Source organism: Burkholderia sp. YIM B11467, assembly GCF_052952715.1.
In genome coordinates this window covers 259,297-274,169 of the sequence record NZ_JBQVSQ010000009.1, presented here as the reverse complement: position 1 = coordinate 274,169, position 14,873 = coordinate 259,297, and the positions used below count along the sequence as shown (strand labels likewise).

Annotated in this window: 18 protein-coding genes; 6 read left to right on the top strand and 12 right to left on the bottom strand. The window is 68.0% G+C overall.

All coding sequences use genetic code 11. The features are described from left to right. Window positions 1-17: 17 nt before the first annotated feature. On the bottom strand, window positions 18-356 hold the full coding sequence (locus ACTRWB_RS28490; protein WP_446903853.1) for a helix-turn-helix domain-containing protein: 339 nt from the start codon (window positions 354-356) through the stop codon (window positions 18-20). Window positions 357-434: 78 nt separating this feature from the next. On the opposite strand from ACTRWB_RS28490, the gene ACTRWB_RS28485 reads away from it, so the two are divergent. Then, the gene (locus ACTRWB_RS28485; protein WP_446903808.1) at window positions 435-1,334 is read left to right on the top strand and encodes a hypothetical protein; all 900 of its coding nucleotides are present in this window, start codon (window positions 435-437) and stop codon (window positions 1,332-1,334) included. A 207-nt stretch (window positions 1,335-1,541) separates the two neighbouring features. After that, a complete protein-coding gene (locus ACTRWB_RS28480; RefSeq protein WP_343493530.1) occupies window positions 1,542-1,772 on the top strand; it encodes a hypothetical protein in 231 nt (76 codons plus the stop codon). A 97-nt stretch (window positions 1,773-1,869) separates the two neighbouring features. Here the strand turns inward: ACTRWB_RS28480 and ACTRWB_RS28475 are convergent, their stop codons facing one another. From ACTRWB_RS28475 to ACTRWB_RS28445, 7 genes are all read right to left on the bottom strand, one after another. Then, complete coding sequence (locus tag ACTRWB_RS28475) at window positions 1,870-2,877, bottom strand: aldo/keto reductase (RefSeq protein ID WP_446903807.1); 1,008 nt, start codon at window positions 2,875-2,877, stop codon at window positions 1,870-1,872. A gap of 45 nt (window positions 2,878-2,922) precedes the next feature. Continuing rightward, window positions 2,923-3,249 carry a carboxymuconolactone decarboxylase family protein gene (locus ACTRWB_RS28470; RefSeq protein WP_446903806.1) on the bottom strand — a complete coding sequence of 109 codons (327 nt, stop codon included), beginning with the start codon at window positions 3,247-3,249 and terminating at the stop codon, window positions 2,923-2,925. Window positions 3,250-3,370: 121 nt separating this feature from the next. Then, window positions 3,371-4,264 (bottom strand): LysR family transcriptional regulator, encoded by an 894-nt coding sequence (locus tag ACTRWB_RS28465; RefSeq protein WP_446903805.1) that lies wholly within the window; start codon window positions 4,262-4,264, stop codon window positions 3,371-3,373. 76 nt (window positions 4,265-4,340) lie between these two features. After that, window positions 4,341-5,219, bottom strand: a complete 879-nt coding sequence (locus ACTRWB_RS28460; RefSeq protein ID WP_446903852.1) for an alpha/beta hydrolase — start codon at window positions 5,217-5,219, stop codon at window positions 4,341-4,343. Between the two features lie 122 nt (window positions 5,220-5,341). Beyond that, window positions 5,342-6,070 carry an alpha/beta fold hydrolase gene (locus ACTRWB_RS28455; protein ID WP_446903804.1) on the bottom strand — a complete coding sequence of 243 codons (729 nt, stop codon included), beginning with the start codon at window positions 6,068-6,070 and terminating at the stop codon, window positions 5,342-5,344. After that, entirely contained in the window at window positions 6,067-6,873 is an 807-nt protein-coding gene (locus tag ACTRWB_RS28450; RefSeq protein ID WP_446903803.1) for a DinB family protein, read from the bottom strand. The genes ACTRWB_RS28455 and ACTRWB_RS28450 overlap by 4 nt, the downstream gene beginning before the upstream one ends. Window positions 6,874-6,973: 100 nt before the next feature. After that, a complete protein-coding gene (locus ACTRWB_RS28445) occupies window positions 6,974-7,852 on the bottom strand; it encodes a LysR substrate-binding domain-containing protein (protein ID WP_048243251.1) in 879 nt (292 codons plus the stop codon). 183 nt (window positions 7,853-8,035) lie between these two features. On the opposite strand from ACTRWB_RS28445, the gene ACTRWB_RS28440 reads away from it, so the two are divergent. From ACTRWB_RS28440 to ACTRWB_RS28430, 3 genes are all read left to right on the top strand, one after another. Beyond that, window positions 8,036-9,175: a C45 family autoproteolytic acyltransferase/hydolase gene (locus tag ACTRWB_RS28440; protein ID WP_446903802.1), complete on the top strand. Its 1,140-nt coding sequence runs from the start codon at window positions 8,036-8,038 to the stop codon at window positions 9,173-9,175. A gap of 167 nt (window positions 9,176-9,342) precedes the next feature. Further along, window positions 9,343-10,095 (top strand): alpha/beta hydrolase, encoded by a 753-nt coding sequence (locus tag ACTRWB_RS28435; protein ID WP_446903851.1) that lies wholly within the window; start codon window positions 9,343-9,345, stop codon window positions 10,093-10,095. 4 nt (window positions 10,096-10,099) lie between these two features. After that, complete coding sequence (locus ACTRWB_RS28430; protein WP_446903801.1) at window positions 10,100-11,482, top strand: MFS transporter; 1,383 nt, start codon at window positions 10,100-10,102, stop codon at window positions 11,480-11,482. A gap of 39 nt (window positions 11,483-11,521) precedes the next feature. On the opposite strand, the gene ACTRWB_RS28425 is transcribed toward ACTRWB_RS28430, so the two are convergent. Both ACTRWB_RS28425 and ACTRWB_RS28420 read right to left on the bottom strand, forming a co-directional pair. Continuing rightward, entirely contained in the window at window positions 11,522-11,953 is a 432-nt protein-coding gene (locus tag ACTRWB_RS28425; protein ID WP_446903800.1) for a YciI family protein, read from the bottom strand. Window positions 11,954-12,166: 213 nt separating this feature from the next. After that, window positions 12,167-12,613 (bottom strand): YciI family protein, encoded by a 447-nt coding sequence (locus ACTRWB_RS28420; RefSeq protein ID WP_048243256.1) that lies wholly within the window; start codon window positions 12,611-12,613, stop codon window positions 12,167-12,169. A gap of 205 nt (window positions 12,614-12,818) precedes the next feature. On the opposite strand from ACTRWB_RS28420, the gene ACTRWB_RS28415 reads away from it, so the two are divergent. After that, complete coding sequence (locus ACTRWB_RS28415; RefSeq protein WP_412025611.1) at window positions 12,819-13,049, top strand: hypothetical protein; 231 nt, start codon at window positions 12,819-12,821, stop codon at window positions 13,047-13,049. 41 nt (window positions 13,050-13,090) lie between these two features. Here the strand turns inward: ACTRWB_RS28415 and ACTRWB_RS28410 are convergent, their stop codons facing one another. Both ACTRWB_RS28410 and ACTRWB_RS28405 read right to left on the bottom strand, forming a co-directional pair. After that, window positions 13,091-13,354: a hypothetical protein gene (locus ACTRWB_RS28410; RefSeq protein ID WP_412023839.1), complete on the bottom strand. Its 264-nt coding sequence runs from the start codon at window positions 13,352-13,354 to the stop codon at window positions 13,091-13,093. A 20-nt stretch (window positions 13,355-13,374) separates the two neighbouring features. Continuing rightward, window positions 13,375-14,799 carry an MFS transporter gene (locus ACTRWB_RS28405; protein ID WP_446903799.1) on the bottom strand — a complete coding sequence of 475 codons (1,425 nt, stop codon included), beginning with the start codon at window positions 14,797-14,799 and terminating at the stop codon, window positions 13,375-13,377. Window positions 14,800-14,873 lie beyond the last annotated feature (74 nt).

Sequence of the window (14,873 nt, the reverse complement as noted above, 5' to 3'; positions counted from 1 at the left end):
GCGTCACTTCCACGTTGTTACCCGTCGTCGGCCTTCGCCTGCAGCCCCTTCAACCCCTGAATCACGACCAGCAACGCACGGCCGTGCTCGTCGGAGCCGTCCCATGCGTCGACGATCGCGTCGCGCAGCAGATCGTTATAACGACGACGCGACGGCTCCATGTCGACGCCATAGAAACTGCATAGCTTATTGAATGGCGTGCTGCGACGCAGTCGATGCCCGTTCGACAGCCGCAGCCGCGACACGGTTGGCTGGCTGACCCCGGACAGTCGCGCGATTTCGCTGGACGAGCGTGTATCTGCCATCAGGCGGCGCAACAGGTCTTGAACGGGAAAATCTTGGTCCGGGGCTTCCATGCGATGCATTATACCTATACAGTTACGGCTGTTGAATGGGCTTGCTGTCACCAGCGAGGCTGTATCCCGAGAAAGTTGATGACACTGAAACACCTCCCACCCACGTTCTGCTGGACCAAGATCGGTACCGAGTCCGGCGAGGAACTGCCGACCGTCGTGCTCCGCAAGGAATGGGAGCGCCGGCTCGGGGGCGGGCGTTTTCTGTGGGGCATCAACCAGCCGCTCGGCAGCAGCGCGCAAGTCGCCGCGCATCGCACGGGCTCGTTGCTCGCGCTGTTCTCGCCGGTCGCGTCGCGCCCGCGCGCGGGCGAGCGCAAGGACGCGCTGTTGTGGAATGCATGGGTCGATGCGAACGGGCAGGTGCGGCCGCTGCCGCCGCACACGTTCATCGCGAGCCGCTCGACGCTGCCGTCGGGCCGGCGTCGCGAACAGCACTACGCGCTCGTGTGCGCGTCATCCACCGCGCTGACGGTCGGCACGCAACTGCGCGTGTTTCCCGACCACCTGCGCAGCGTGAGCACCGGCAAGCCGCTGGGCGCCGCACAGGGTGCGGCCGTGGTCGATTGCGTCGGGCGTGCGAAGGAGCAGACGGGCAAGAGCTATCCGCTTGCGCTGTCGGTCGAGCTCGAAGCACCGTATTTCGTGCGGCTCGCGCAGCCGTGCGTGCTGAAGGCGCGCGATCTCGCCGAAGTGAACAAGGCGACGCGCGCGGGCGATTTCGATCGTTTTGTCGAACTCGTCGCGCGGTTGCGCGGCCGTTCGCCGACTGACGCCGTGCGCGGCGTCACGCGCGATCTGTTCGACGTGCCGCCGCTCGAAACCGCGGCCGCGTATGTCGCGCCCACGCATGCGGCGCGCTTGCGCAGCCGGCCGGCGGTCGAGCATCCGCGCGATCTCACGGGCGACCTGTTCGACCTGTCGCCGGGCGAGCCGACTGCGTTCGGCGGCCTTGCACACCCGCGCATCGGGCGCGCGTGACGGCAAGCGCGGAGAGGGTCGCGCAAGAATTTGTTGCAATCTCGCCATAGCGGAGCGGCGAGTGCGGGGGGACAATCGGCACGAAGCGCGCTGCGCGGCGGCCGATGCATCGATTATCGATGCGCCGTGGTTCACGCCGCCGACATGCGCACCACGCACACTGAGCGTCGGCTTGCTTCACACTGCAACCCTGTAGGAGAAGTGTCGATGTCGACCCACATCTGTTCGCAGGAAGCCCGGGCCGCGCAACGCTTCGTCGAAGCGACGCGCAACGTCGATCAGGCGTTTCGCGCGGTGCGCGGCGAAAGTGACGACGACGTCTCGTCGGTCGAATACGCACGCGCGATGTCACGCCTCGATCGCGCGCTCGACGAGCTGGCGCGTGCGCAGGAATGCTTCGATCGCGTGGTCGGCGCCGACGCGGCCAGCGGCAACTGATTCCGCCGCTGCCGTTTTTGCGCGCGTCGGGCGACGCGCGTTCATCTTCATGCCGGGCGTGCGGCCCGGTATGTCAGTCCTTCATCCCATCCGAACTTCAGACCTTGCGGCCTTCGACCGGATAACCGGGATCGGTATAGCCGTGCGTCGACGCGTGTCCGGGCGGCACGAGCGAATCGACGAACCGTTCGTCGTCGGGGCCGAGTTCGAGCGTCAGCGCATCGATGTAGCTGTCCCAGTGCGCTTCGGTGCGCGGCCCAGCGATCGTCGAACTGACGATGCGGTTCTTCATCACCCACGCGAGCGCGAACGCGACCGACGTCGTGCCGCGCGCGGCCGCGTGCGCGGCGACCTGCTGCGCGATGTGCAACGATTCGGGCCGCCATTCCGTTTGCTGGATACGCCGGTCGCCGCGGCCCGCGCGCGAATCGGCGGGCGGCTGCGTATCCACCGCGTATTTGCCGGTCAGCACGCCGCGCGCGAGCGGGCTGTACGGCACGACGCCGATTCCGTAGTGCGCGGCGGCCGGAAGCTGTTCGACCTCGGCCGTGCGATCGACGAGGTTGTACAGCGGTTCGCTCGCGACAGGACGATCGATGCCGAGCTGGTCCGCGAGCCGCACGATCTCGGCAATGCGCCAGCCCTTGAAGTTCGACAGCCCGAAGTAGCGCACCTTGCCTTGTCGGATCAGGTCGGCCACCGCGCGCATGCCTTCGTCGAGCGGCGCGTCGGTCAGCGCGCGATGGAAATAGAGGATGTCGATGTAATCGGTGCCGAGCCGCTTCAGGCTCGCGTCGACCGATTCGACGATCCATTTGCGCGACTGGCCTTGCCGGTTCGGCCCCGCGTCCGGTCCGGCCGGATAGCCGAACTTCGTCGCGATGACCCAGCTGTCGCGACGCGGTGCGATCGCGCGGCCGACGACCGTTTCCGAACGACCGGCGTGATAGACGTCGGCCGTGTCGATGAAATTGACGCCCTGGTCGAACGCCTTGTCGATGATGCGCGCCGACGTCGCTTCGTCGGTCTCGCCGCCGAACATCATTGCGCCGAGACACAGCGGCGACACCTTCAGCGCACTGCGCCCGAGATAGCGGTAATCCATGTGTGAGGCTCCATGCGGGTAGGTGCCCGCCGGTTGAATGACAGGTTATACGCCGGCTTCGTCGAAGACGCGCTGCGCGATCGGCAGCGCCGAACTCGCGGTCGGCCAGCCCGAGTAGAACGCGAGGTGCGTGATCGCTTCGATCAGCTCGTCGCGCGTGAGGCCGTTGTCGAGCGCCTTCTTCAGGTGGAACGGCAACTCGTTCAGACGATACAGCGACACGAGGCTCGCGACCGTGATCAGGCTGCGATCGCGCGGCGACAGGCCGGCGCGTTGCCACACGTCGCCGAACAGCACGTGGTCGGTGTAGTCGGCGAGGGCGGGTGCGATGGCGCCGAACGCTTGGCGCGCGGCGGACGACGGTTCGGACATCGAGGGCTCCGGGGAACGTTGCGGACATCGACGATGGTAGCCACCGAAACGCTTATCGATAAGCCCCGCTCGCTCGCATGCACTTATCGAACGGATTCATGAATCGCGGCGCGCCGGCGGCTCATGCGCGGTAGCGCAGCGCGTCGACGATCACCGCGAGCGCGCGCGACGATTGTCGCCGGCTCGCGTAATACAGGTGATGGCCGGGAAACGTCGGGCACCAGTCGTCGAGCACGCTGTCGAGGCGGCCGGCGACGACATGCGGCGCGGCGAGCTCGGCCGGCACGTACGCGAGTCCGTAGCCCGCGAGTGCCGCGTCGAGCATTTCATACGTGCCGTTGAACGTGACCTGCCCGTCGACGCGTACCTGCAGCGTGTCGTCGCCGCGCGCCAGTTCCCACGCGTACAGCGCACCGTGCGTCGGCAGGCGCAGGTTGATGCAGTCGTGCGCGACGAGATCCTGCGGCGACGCGGGGCGCGCGCGATCCGCGAAATACGCGGGCGCGCCGACGATCGCCATTTTCAGGTCCGGTGAAATGCGCACGGCGATCATGTCCTTCGCGACCTGGTCGCCGAGCCGGACGCCGATGTCGAAGCGCTCCGCGACGATGTCGGACAGCCCGTAGTCGGTCACGAACTCGACCTTCAGGTCGCGATAGTCGCGCAGCATCGGGGCGAGCTTCGGCCACAGCAGCGTGCGGATCGCATAGTCGGTCGCGTTGATGCGCACGGTGCCGGCCGGCTTGTCGCGCAGTTCCGCGAGCGTCGACAGCTCGGCCTCGATTTCGTCGAAGCGCGGCGCGAGGTTGCGCAGCAGGCGCTCGCCGGCTTCGGTCGGCGCGACGCTGCGCGTCGTGCGCGTGAGCAGTCGCACGCCGAGGCGCGTTTCGAGTGTACGGATCGTATGGCTGAGCGCGGATTGCGACACGCCGAGCTGGGCGGCTGCACGCGTGAAGCTGCGCTCGCGCGCGACGGCGATGAAGGCGAGCAGGTCCGCAAAGGTGTCGCGCGGCATGGAGGAAGTCGGGTGGTCGATGCCAGCGCATCGTACCACCGGGGTCGCCGGGACGCGCGGCGACGCGGCGCGTGCGTCAGCCCGCGCGCGTCATGTCCGGTGCGGAGTTCGCCGGACGGTACGCGTAGCCGCGATGCTGGAACGATGCCGCGAAGAAGCGCATCTGGTAGCGAATCGCGTTCGCCCAGTAATCCCAGGTGTGACCGCCCGGCCGCTCCGCGTAGTCGTGCGGCACGCCGAGCGCGACGAGCCGTTCGTGCAGCGTGCGGTTCGAGCCGACGAACGCGTCGTCGCGGCCGCAATCGATCGTCAGGTCGAGATGCGCACGCACGAACGCGCGCGCGTTTTCGACGATCACGTTGCGATTCCAGAACGACGGATGGCGGCCGGGGTCGCCGAACACGTGGTCGATGCCCGGCTCGTCCTCGCAGCAGCGCGGATCGACCGCGCCGCTGATGCTGCCGACCGCGCCGAACGTGTCGGGCCGGTCGAGCGCGATGCGCAGCGCGCCGAAGCCGCCCATGCTGAGCCCGGTGATCGCGCGGGCGCGCTGCGTCGCGATCGTGCGGAAGTGCGTATCGACGTAGGACACGACTTCGTCGCCGATGAAGGTTTCGTAGCGGCTGCCCGAATCGAACGGGCTGTCGATGTACCAGCTTTCGTGCCCGCCGTCGGGCATCACGAGGATCACGTGGTAGCGGTCGGCCAGCGCGGCGATAGGCGTGTTCGACGTCCAGTCGGTATGGTCGCCGCCCGAGCCGTGCAGCAGATAGACGACCGGATAGCGTTCGCCGTCGCGGTTGCCGCGTGCGTAGTCGTCGGGCAGCACGACGGTTGCCTTCAGCGTCTCGCTCATCGCGGCGCTTGGAATCGCAACGACCCGCGCATGAAATGCGAACGCAGGGCTCGTGACGGCGAGCAGCAGAAGCAGCCAGAAGGCGCGTGCGAGGTGCATCGATCCTTGCATGTGTCGACCCTGTCCGGCGGCCGGGCGCCGGGGAAACCCTGTTCGGACGACTCTAGCAACCGCGCCTTTCAACCATATTTCGACGAACCCTACGCATTGTCAGGCGCGCTTCAGCCCAGGCAGCGCTCGACCGCCGCGCGAAACGCATCGGGCCGCTCGGCCGGCAGCAGGTGCCCGCAGTGCTCGATCGTGTCGAAGCCGGTGCAGCGCGCGAGCGCCCAGTCCGGCACGTGCCAGCCCGCGCGCGAGCGTTCGCCGGCGACCAGCCAGACCGGGTGGCGCTCGAACACCTGCGCGAGCGCCTGCAGGTAGCCGGGAACGCCGGTTGTCGCGACGACCGAGCGGCCCATCGCGCGCAGCGTCGATGCGGGCTGATGCGCGAGCCAGCGGCGTGCGTCGTCGAGCAAACGCGGCGACGGTTCGTTGATCGCGCCGCGCAGCCACGCGAGCGGATCGGCGCGCAGGCCGTCGAGCATCGCGTCGGCTTCGGCGGGTGTCATGCGGCCGACCGACGCCGACCAGAACGCGTCGTCGAGCGTGAAGTTGCCTTCGACGTTGACGATCCGCCCCACGCGCTCGGGGTGCGCATGCGCGAACAGCATCGCGATCGCGCCGCCGACCGAGTGGCCGACGACATCGACCGGCTGCGCGCCGAAGTGCGCGTCGACGGCATGCCGGACATGCTCGACCTGCGCGGCGAGCGTGATCGCATCGAACGGCGCCGCGCGATGCGCGCCATAACCGAGCAGGTCGGGGGCGAGATGCGGGCCGAGCCATCCGTGCACGTTGAACGTGCCGATGAAACCGTGAATGAAGACGACGGGAGCGGGTTGGGTCATGCGGCGGGCTCGGAAGGAAGGGGCGGCAAGTCGAGTTCGGCGAGCAGTTCGTCGAGTTCGAGCACGTGCGTGCGGTCGTGGTCGAGCAGTTCGCGCACGAGTTCGTCGAGCGACATGCGGCGGATGCCGTCGCGCAGCCCGCAACGCTCGAGCTGCGGCGGCTGCAGCGTGGCGGCCGTCGCGCACAGTGCGGCGCGCCCCGTGCGGAAGGCCGTAACCGCGCGGTCCAGCGGCTGCGCGAGATAGTCGCGCTGCGCCGCGAGCGCGGTGCCGTCGACCGACGCGATCACGGGCAGGTCGACCGTGCGCACGACATCGATGCGTTCGGCGAACACCGCGTCGAGATCGCGCAGGTGGCACGCATGTTCGACGAGCGAGAAGCCGGTGCCGGCCGGGCGGCGCGTCCACTGCGCGGCCGGCACGTGTGCCGCATACGCGGCGAAGCGGCCGGGCATGCGGGCCAGCGCGACGACGACGTCGGCGAATGGCAGCCGTTGCGGATACGGGCTGAACACCGCGCCGTAGCTGAACAGCGTGCCGCCGAGCCGCCCGCGTGCCTGCACGACCTCATGGCTGTGGCGGCGCATGACTTCCGCGACCATCGCGCCGCAGAACTGGCGGGCGGTCGTGTCGGCCTCGATTTCGGGGAATTTGCGCGCGATCTCGTGCTGGATCGCGCCGATCGCGGCGACGCCCACGCGCGACAGCGCCGCGAACTCGAGATAACGCTCGGGTTGCGCGATCAGCGCTTCGAGCTGGGCGCCGAGCGCGGTGGTGCGGAAACGGTCGAAACGGGAATGCATGACGAACAGGCCCTGCCGAGTAACGTATCAAAACGATACGTTACTCGGCAGGGCTGCGTCAACCGCGCGTGGCGACCCGCCTGACCGCCAGACGGCCGCGTCAGCCGGCGAGCGCCGTGAGCAGCTGGTTCCGCACGATCGCGGTGGCCAGCGGCTGACGGCCGAATTCGTACCATCCGATGTGACGCCGCCACGTCGCGCCGGGGATCGGCTTCACGAACAGCAGCGGATCGTCGCTCCACGCGGCATGCCGCAGGCGCGGCACGATCGTGACGCCGATGTTCTGCCGCACGAGATCGGCGATCGCGGCGATCGAGTTCATTTCGAGCACCGGATTCACTTCGACGTGCAGGCGGCGCAGCAGGCTCGTGACGTGGCGCCCGGTCGGCGAGGCGGCTTCGAAACCGATGAACGGAAAGCGCTTGAGCAGCGACGCCACCGACGCATCGGCAGGCGCGATCGCCGGGTTGGCCAGCAGCACGAGCGGCTCGTCGTACAGGTACTCCCACGATTCGGGCAGCGTGGTCGTGCGCGGCTCGCCGATCAGCACCGCTGCATCGATCTCGCCGGCCCGCACCTGGCGTTCCAGTTCCGGGCTGCCGCCGTGCGTGAGCCGCACGTTCAGGCCCGGATACTGCACCTTCAGTCGAATCACGTTGGCCGCGAGAAAACCCATCGACGACACCGTCGCGCCGATCGTGATCGAGCCTTCGATGCTGTGCTGCCCGCTGACGCCGCGCACCAGCGAGTCGTACGCGGCGACCACCGAGCGCGCCTGCTCGAGGATCGACCGGCCGGCGTCGTTCAACTGCACGCTCCGCCCGCTGCGGTCGAACAGTTGCCGCTGGCACACGCGTTCCAGCGTGCGCATCTGCGCACCGACCGCCGCATGCGTGAGCGCCATGCGGTCGGCCGCGGCGGCCATCGTGCCGTGCTTCTCGATGGCCAGAAACGTCCGCAGCATTCGAATCTCGCTCATCCCCTTCTCCTGAAAACAGCCCGGCAACGTGCGCACGCGGTGCGTCCCGCCGGTATGGCGATGCGCCGGATGATCGCACGATACTAAAAAAAATCTTTCGTTTGTGGAAAGAAAATAACGCTTTTTATTTTGTTTATCGCGCCCGAGAATCGTTTCGTCCGATCCAGCGCAAGGAGTTTTCCGATGTCGTCCATCCAGCCCTTTCCCTTCGTCAGCGTGTCCGGCAAGCCGTACGAGCGCGGCGTGCAGTACGGCCGCGCCGCGGCGGCGCGCGTGCGCCTGAGCGCATCGCGCTACGGGCAGACGCTGCGTAATCTCGGCTACGGCGAGGCGGCGCAGGCGGCGTTCATCCGCTCGCTCGAACAGGCGATCGGCGCGTTCCAGCCGGCCTATCTCGACGAGATGCGCGGCATCGCCGCCGGGGCCGACGTGGCGTTCGACGACATCGTGCTCGTCAATGCGCGCACCGAAGTGCTTGCGAAGGCGCGCGCGGAACACGCGTTGCCGGCCGATGCGAACGCCGAGGACGAGGACGGCTGCACCGGCGTGCTCGTGCTCCCGTCGCGCTCGGCGACGGGCAAGCTGATCCACGCGCAGAACTGGGACTGGAAAGCCGACTGCATCGACACAGGGATCGTGCTGCGCGTGCACAACGACGACGGCCCCGACTTCCTGACGTTCGTCGAGGCGGGCGGGCTCGCGCGCAGCGGGCTGAACGCGAGCGGCGTGTCGATCACCGCGAACTACCTCGAATCGGATCGCGATTTCATGCATGCCGGCGTGCCGTTGTCGCTGCTGCGCCGGCGCGTGCTGGAGGAGCCGGTGTTCGCGAATGCGTTGCGCGTGATCGCGACGACGCCGAAGTCGTGCTCGAACAACATCATGCTCGGCATGGCCGACGGCTTCGGCATCGATTTCGAATGCGCGCCGGACGAGACGTTCCCGATCTATCCGGGCGACGACGACCTGATCGTCCACGCGAACCACTGGGTCAGCCCGATCGCGCGCACCAAGCTGCGCGACACGGGCTGCGAGAACTCGCCCGACAGCTATTACCGCGACTGGCGCGTGCGCCGGCTGCTCGACGCGTTGCCGAAGATCGATCGCAGCGCGGTCAAGGCGGCGCTGTTCGACGACTTCGGCGCGCCGTACTCGGTGTGCCGGCCGCCGCGCCCGGGCACGCGCCACACGCTGTCGGCGACGGTCGCGATGATCGTCATGCAGCCGGGTGACGGCGAGATGGACGTCGCGCCGATGCCCGCGCTCAACCGCGAGTTCACGCGTTACAGCCTGACGCGCGAGCCGTTGCGCGAAGCCGCCTGAACGGCAGCCGCCACGCCCGCGCGACACACAACAATCATCCAGGAGCGAGACAGATGTTCGATACCACCACGACGCCGGCCGGTTCCGGTGAAGCCAGGGCGGAGGCGCTGTACGACCTCGGCTCGACGACCGTCTACGCGAGCCGGCACGATCCGCGTTTTCCGTACGTGCTGTACGTGCCCGACGAAATCCGCGTGCCGGGCAACGACGTCGAGCTGGTCGTCGTGATGCATGGCACGGGGCGCCAGTTCACGCAGTACCGCGATGCGTTCGCGCCGTTCGGACGCTGGAACCGCTGCATCGTGCTGTGTCCGCTGTTTCCGGTCGGCGTGTGCGGCGACGGCAATCGCAACGGCTTCAAGCGTCTCGCCGAACGCGACATCCGCTACGACCGCGTGCTGCTCGACATGGTGAGCGAAGTCGGCGAGCGTTACGGCAAGCGGTTCGACCGGTTCGCGCTGTCCGGTTATTCGGGCGGCGGGCAGTTCGCGCATCGGTTCGCATATGTGCATCCCGAGCGGCTGTGGGCCGTGTCGATCGGCGCGCCGGGCAACGTCACGCTGCTCGACCCGCACAAGGCGTGGTGGCTCGGCATCGGCGGCTTCGAGCGGCAGTTCGGCAAGCCGTTCGACACGGCGGCGCTGGGGCAGGTGCCTGTTCAGATGGTGGTCGGCCGCGCCGACCTCGAGACGTGGGAAATCACGGTGCGCGAGGACAGCGCGATGTACGTGCCCGGCATCAACGATGCGGGCGCGACGCGGCCCGAGCGGCTTCGTGCGCTCGCGGCATCGTTCGACGCGGCCGGCGTGCGCGTGCGCTTCGACGAACTGCCCAACGTCGCGCACAACGGCATGCAGACCGTCGAGACGGTGCAGGACTTCTTTGCTCAGACGCTGCGCGCGATGCGCGCCGGGGGCTAGATCCATGGAAATCGGCTACGACGCAAGGCAAGCCCGCAAGGTCATCGTGTCGACCGTGATCGGCGGCACGTTCGAGTGGTTCGATTTCATGGTGTACGGCTACTTCTCCAGCCTGATCGCGCGGACGTTCTTTTCCGGCGTCGGGCGCGGCGAATCGATGCTGCTGACGTTCGCGACGTTCGCCGTCGGGTTCCTCGTCAGACCGGTCGGCGGCGTCGTGATGGGGATGTATGCGGATCGCGCGGGGCGCATGAAGGCGCTGTCGTGGATCATGGTCGCGATGTCGGTGGGGTCGCTGCTGCTCGGCCTCACGCCGGGTTTCGCGACCTGGGGAATCGCCGCGCCGGCGCTCGTCGTGGTCGGCCGGCTCGTGCAGGGGTTCGCGGTCGGCGCGCAGTTCGCGCTGTCGTCGGTGTCGATCTACGAGGTCGCGCCGCCGGGGAAGAAGATGTTCTACGGCAGCTTCAACATGCTGTCGCTCGGGCTCGCGGCGATGTTCTCGTCGGGCGGCAGCTACCTGCTGTCGCGGTACCTGTCGCATGCCGCGATGGCCGAGTGGGGCTGGCGCGTGCCGTTCCTGGTCGGCGCGCTGGTCGGTCCGCTCGGCTTCTACATCCGGCATCACGTCGACGAATCGGCGGCGTTCCAGCGGATGCGCGCGCGGCCAGCCGCTCGCGCGCCGGCCGGCACGCGGGCACGGGCGTTCATCCGCGAGAACGGCGATGCGCTCGTCTGCGCGATCGGCGTGATGATCGCCGGCACGTCGCTGAACTACGTATGGAATGCGTACCTGCCGAACTACGCGCAATCGCAGCTCCATCTGCCGCTCAGTTCGTCGCTGCAGGCCGTGTTCGTCACCAGCATCATGTCGTGCGTGCTGTCGCCGGTGTTCGGCAAGCTGGCCGACCGGGTCGGGCCGTACCGGCTGTTCTGCGGTTTCATCGCGGGCTGGCTCGTGTGCGTGTTCCCGCTGTTCTGGTATCTGCTGGATGCGCCGACGGCGAGCCGGCTGATGATCGTGCACCTGATCGGCATGCTGTTCCTGACGCTGCAGGGCGCCGCGCATCCGGGGATGCTCGTGCAGATCTTCACGGTCGAGGGGCGCTCGACCGGCGTGGCGATCGCGTACAACTCGTCGGTGACGCTGTTCGGCGGGCTCGCGCCGTTCTACATCTCGGTGGTCGCCCATCTGACCGATGCACGGTTCATCCCGCCGAGCTATCTGTTCGGCACGAGCCTGCTGGCGATCGCGCTGGTGCTCGCCACGCGCACCGGGCGGCGCTCGATACGGAACGACGGCGCGGCGCGCGGGCGGGACAGCGATTTCACGGGCGCTGCGCAGGCCGTTTCCGTTTCCGCGTCCGAGCAGACACAGGCGCGGCCGTGACGCCAGCGGGCGCGCGCGGGCTTCGCGCGCGCCCGCCGGTCAGGATTTCTGCCGCGCGTCGATTTCCGTGCGCATCCGCGCTTCCTGCTCGCGCAGTTCGTCCGTGAATGCGGCGCCGAAATCCGCGGCTTCGAACAGCGGGCGGATCTCGATGTCGGAGTCCACAGGCATCGGATTCGGGCAGCGCTTCACCCATTCGATGGCTTCTTCCATCGATTTCACCTGCCACAGCCAGTAGCCCGCGACGAGTTCCTTCGTTTCAGCGAACGGGCCGTCGATGACGGTGCGGTTCTTGCCGGAAAAATGCACGCGCTTGCCGCGGCTGCTCGGGTGCAGCCCGTCGGCGGCGAGCAGGATGCCGGCTTTCACCAGTTCTTCGTTGAAGCGGCCCATCTCGGCCATGATCCGGGTGTCGGGCATCCGGCCGGACTCGGAATCGGCGGTGGCCTTGACGATTACCATGACGCGCATTGTCGTATCTCCTTGAATGGGGGGGAGTGTTCGTTGGCCGACAGGTCAACGTGGCTTACGACACTACGACGGACGACGATCGGGGAAATCGACGGCGGACACGAAAAAGATTTCGTACGGCGGTGCGGCAACGGCGGCGCATTGCCGGCGGTCGATCGAAATGCGGTGTTGCGGGCGGGCCGCCGCGCCGCGCGGCCCGGTTCAAGCGTTCGGTCAGTTCCCGGCAGGCGGGGCCTGGTGGCCGTCGCCGAGTTGCGCGCGCAGTTTCGCTTCCTGCTCCTGCAGTTCGGGCGTGAATTCCGCGCCGAAATCCTCGGGCGAGAACACCTGACGGATCTCGATCTCCGATTCGCCGAGCATCGGGTTCGGGCAGCGCTTCACCCATTCGACGGCTTCGTCCATCGAGCTCACCTGCCACAGCCAGAACCCGGCGATGAGTTCCTTGGTTTCGGCGAACGGGCCGTCGGTCACGGACCGGTCCTTGCCGGCGAAGCGTACGCGCTTGCCGCGGGCGCTCGGGTGCAGCCCTTCGCCGGCGAGCATCACGCCCGCTTTCACGAGCGCTTCGTTGTACTGGCCCATCGCGGCCAGCAGTTCGGTGTCGGGCATCTTGCCGGCTTCGGAATCGGCGGTCGCCTTGACGATGACCATCACGCGCATGATTGTTTCTCCAGGGTTCGGAAAGGGGGAGGGGGCGTCGGCCTTGCGGGAAAGCCGACCCGTTCTTGCGATGGTACGACGGGCGGCGCGCGGCGAAATCGACATCGGCACGAAAAAACGCCGTTGCGCGGGCGGCGTGCGCGCTGGCCGCCCCCTTCTCCAAAACTGGTATGCTGATCCTCACCACGTTTACGCGGAGGGTGCCATGGCTGCTAAAGAAGTCTCGAAGAAGAAATACCTGAAAATCCTGAACAAACGCTTGCGTGCCGAACCGGCGGCCCCGGACGGCGCGTCATTCGTGTTTTTCCCGCTGGGCGCGAAGGCGAAGCATGCGACGGGCGTCGTGTCCGGCGATGCGCGCAGCAAACGCGAACTGGCGGTGATGGCCGCGGTCCAGCGCAAGGCGGCCGAAGAGTTCGTCGTCTCCGGCGACTGACCACGATCCGTCTACCAGGCTGGTGTCGCCGCCTGCGTGACCTACGCGGCGGCGGCTTCGCAATGCGCGATCGCACCGGCCAGCACGCGCGGGATGTCGTGCGTGATGGCCGGGCCGTGCATCGGCAGGATGATGTCGAGATCGAGCGCCTGGATGCGGCGCAGCGCGCTCGCCATGTGCGCGAGCGACGGCAGGTAGTCCGAGCGGGTGATCGAGTCGATGATCGCCGGCAGCGGGTCGTCGGCGGCGTCGTCGCCGAAGCGCATCAGGATGTCCGACGACAGCAGCGCCTTCACGGCCTGCAAGCCCCCCTCCGATCCGCGGCTCAGGACACCTTGTCTGCCGCTGCCGCCGCATACCGGCCGTTGCCGCCGGCTTCGTTGCCCGCCGCCAGTTGTTCCAGCGCAAGGCCCTTCGTCTCGATCCCGAGCGTCCACACGGCGATCGCAGCCGCGATGAACGACAGCGCGCCGAGCGTGAACACGCCGCCCTGGCCGAACACGGGCAGCACGACGCCGACCACGTAAGGCCCGATCAGCGACCCGACGCGCCCGATCGCCGACGCGAAGCCCGAGCCCGTCGCGCGCGCGCCGGTGCCGTACAGCTCGGGCGTGTACGTGTACAGCGCGGCCCACATCCCGAACAGGAAGAACTGCATCGCGAGGCCGGTGCCGATCAGCAGCGCCATGCTGCCGCCGTACAGCGCGCTCTGGCCGTACGCGTATGCCATCGCGCCGCCGCCGATCAGCGACGCGATGCAGGTCGGCTTGCGCCCCCAGCGTTCGACGAGCCACGCGGCGCACAGGAAGCCCGGCACGCCGCCGAGCGAGATCAGCACCGTGTAGAACACCGATTTCGTGACCTCGAAGCCGGCCTGCTGCAGCAGCGCGCCGAGCCACGACGTGAGGCCGTAGAAGCCGAGCAGCGCGAAGAACCACAGCAGCCACACCATCACGGTGCGGCGGCGGTACACGCCGCTCCAGATCTCGCGCAGCGCGCCACGGCCGCGCGCGGCCACCGGTTCGGCGAGCCGCGACGGCGGCGGCAGCGTCGTGACGCCGGCCGAGCGCATCACCTTGGCCTCGATCACGTGCATCACCGTGTCGGCTTCCGCGTGCCGGCCCGCGTGTTCGAGCCAGCGCGGCGATTCGGGCACGATGCGGCGCACGACGAGCACGAACACCGCGGGAATCGCGAGCAGCGCGAACACCGTGCGCCAGCCGAACTGCGGCAGCACGAAGTACGCGACGATGCCGGCCGTGATGAAGCCGAGCGGCCAGAAGCCGTCCATCAGCGCGATCAGGCGGCCGCGTTTCTCGGTCGGCACGAATTCGGACAGCAGCGTCTGCGCGACCGGGAATTCCATGCCCATCCCGATCCCGAGCAGCACGCGGTAGACGATCAGCGCGTCGACGCTCTGCGCGGTCGAACACAGGTACGACGCGGCGCCCCACAGCACCATGCTCCACTGGAACACGGGGCGGCGGCCGAAGCGGTCGGCGAGCAGGCCGGCGACGGCCGCGCCGAGCACCATTCCGAAGAAGCTTGCGCTCGCAACGAGGCCGGCGGCCGCGGTCGACAGCCCGAACTCCTTGCGGATCGAGCCGAGCACGAACGTCATCGTGCCGAGGTCGACCGAATCGAAGAAGAACGCGATCGCGATGATGAAGAAGATCCGCTTGTGATAACCGGAGAACGGCAGGCGTTCGAGCCGGGCGGCGGCGGAAGCGGGAGCGGTGGCGGCGGGCATGGCGTCCTCTGAAATGAAAAGGGGCCTTGCAGCGCATGCTCCAGGGCCCCGATGCTTCGGTATTCAGTAGACGC

Bases quoted from the DNA above. Each gene is read 5' to 3' on its own strand.
- ACTRWB_RS28465 (WP_446903805.1), bottom strand. From the start codon at position 4,264: ATGCCGCGCGACACCTTTGCGGACCTGCTCGCCTTCATCGCCGTCGCG.
- ACTRWB_RS28450 (WP_446903803.1), bottom strand. From the start codon at position 6,873: ATGCATTCCCGTTTCGACCGTTTCCGCACCACCGCGCTCGGCGCCCAG.
- ACTRWB_RS28440 (WP_446903802.1), top strand. From the start codon at position 8,036: ATGTCGTCCATCCAGCCCTTTCCCTTCGTCAGCGTGTCCGGCAAGCCG.
- ACTRWB_RS28405 (WP_446903799.1), bottom strand. From the start codon at position 14,799: ATGCCCGCCGCCACCGCTCCCGCTTCCGCCGCCGCCCGGCTCGAACGC.
- ACTRWB_RS28475 (WP_446903807.1), bottom strand. From the start codon at position 2,877: ATGGATTACCGCTATCTCGGGCGCAGTGCGCTGAAGGTGTCGCCGCTG.
- ACTRWB_RS28490 (WP_446903853.1), bottom strand. From the start codon at position 356: ATGGAAGCCCCGGACCAAGATTTTCCCGTTCAAGACCTGTTGCGCCGC.
- ACTRWB_RS28460 (WP_446903852.1), bottom strand. From the start codon at position 5,219: ATGCACCTCGCACGCGCCTTCTGGCTGCTTCTGCTGCTCGCCGTCACG.
- ACTRWB_RS28425 (WP_446903800.1), bottom strand. From the start codon at position 11,953: ATGCGCGTCATGGTAATCGTCAAGGCCACCGCCGATTCCGAGTCCGGC.
- ACTRWB_RS28485 (WP_446903808.1), top strand. From the start codon at position 435: ATGACACTGAAACACCTCCCACCCACGTTCTGCTGGACCAAGATCGGT.
- ACTRWB_RS28470 (WP_446903806.1), bottom strand. From the start codon at position 3,249: ATGTCCGAACCGTCGTCCGCCGCGCGCCAAGCGTTCGGCGCCATCGCA.
- ACTRWB_RS28480 (WP_343493530.1), top strand. From the start codon at position 1,542: ATGTCGACCCACATCTGTTCGCAGGAAGCCCGGGCCGCGCAACGCTTC.
- ACTRWB_RS28415 (WP_412025611.1), top strand. From the start codon at position 12,819: ATGGCTGCTAAAGAAGTCTCGAAGAAGAAATACCTGAAAATCCTGAAC.
- ACTRWB_RS28445 (WP_048243251.1), bottom strand. From the start codon at position 7,852: ATGAGCGAGATTCGAATGCTGCGGACGTTTCTGGCCATCGAGAAGCAC.
- ACTRWB_RS28455 (WP_446903804.1), bottom strand. From the start codon at position 6,070: ATGACCCAACCCGCTCCCGTCGTCTTCATTCACGGTTTCATCGGCACG.
- ACTRWB_RS28430 (WP_446903801.1), top strand. From the start codon at position 10,100: ATGGAAATCGGCTACGACGCAAGGCAAGCCCGCAAGGTCATCGTGTCG.
- ACTRWB_RS28420 (WP_048243256.1), bottom strand. From the start codon at position 12,613: ATGCGCGTGATGGTCATCGTCAAGGCGACCGCCGATTCCGAAGCCGGC.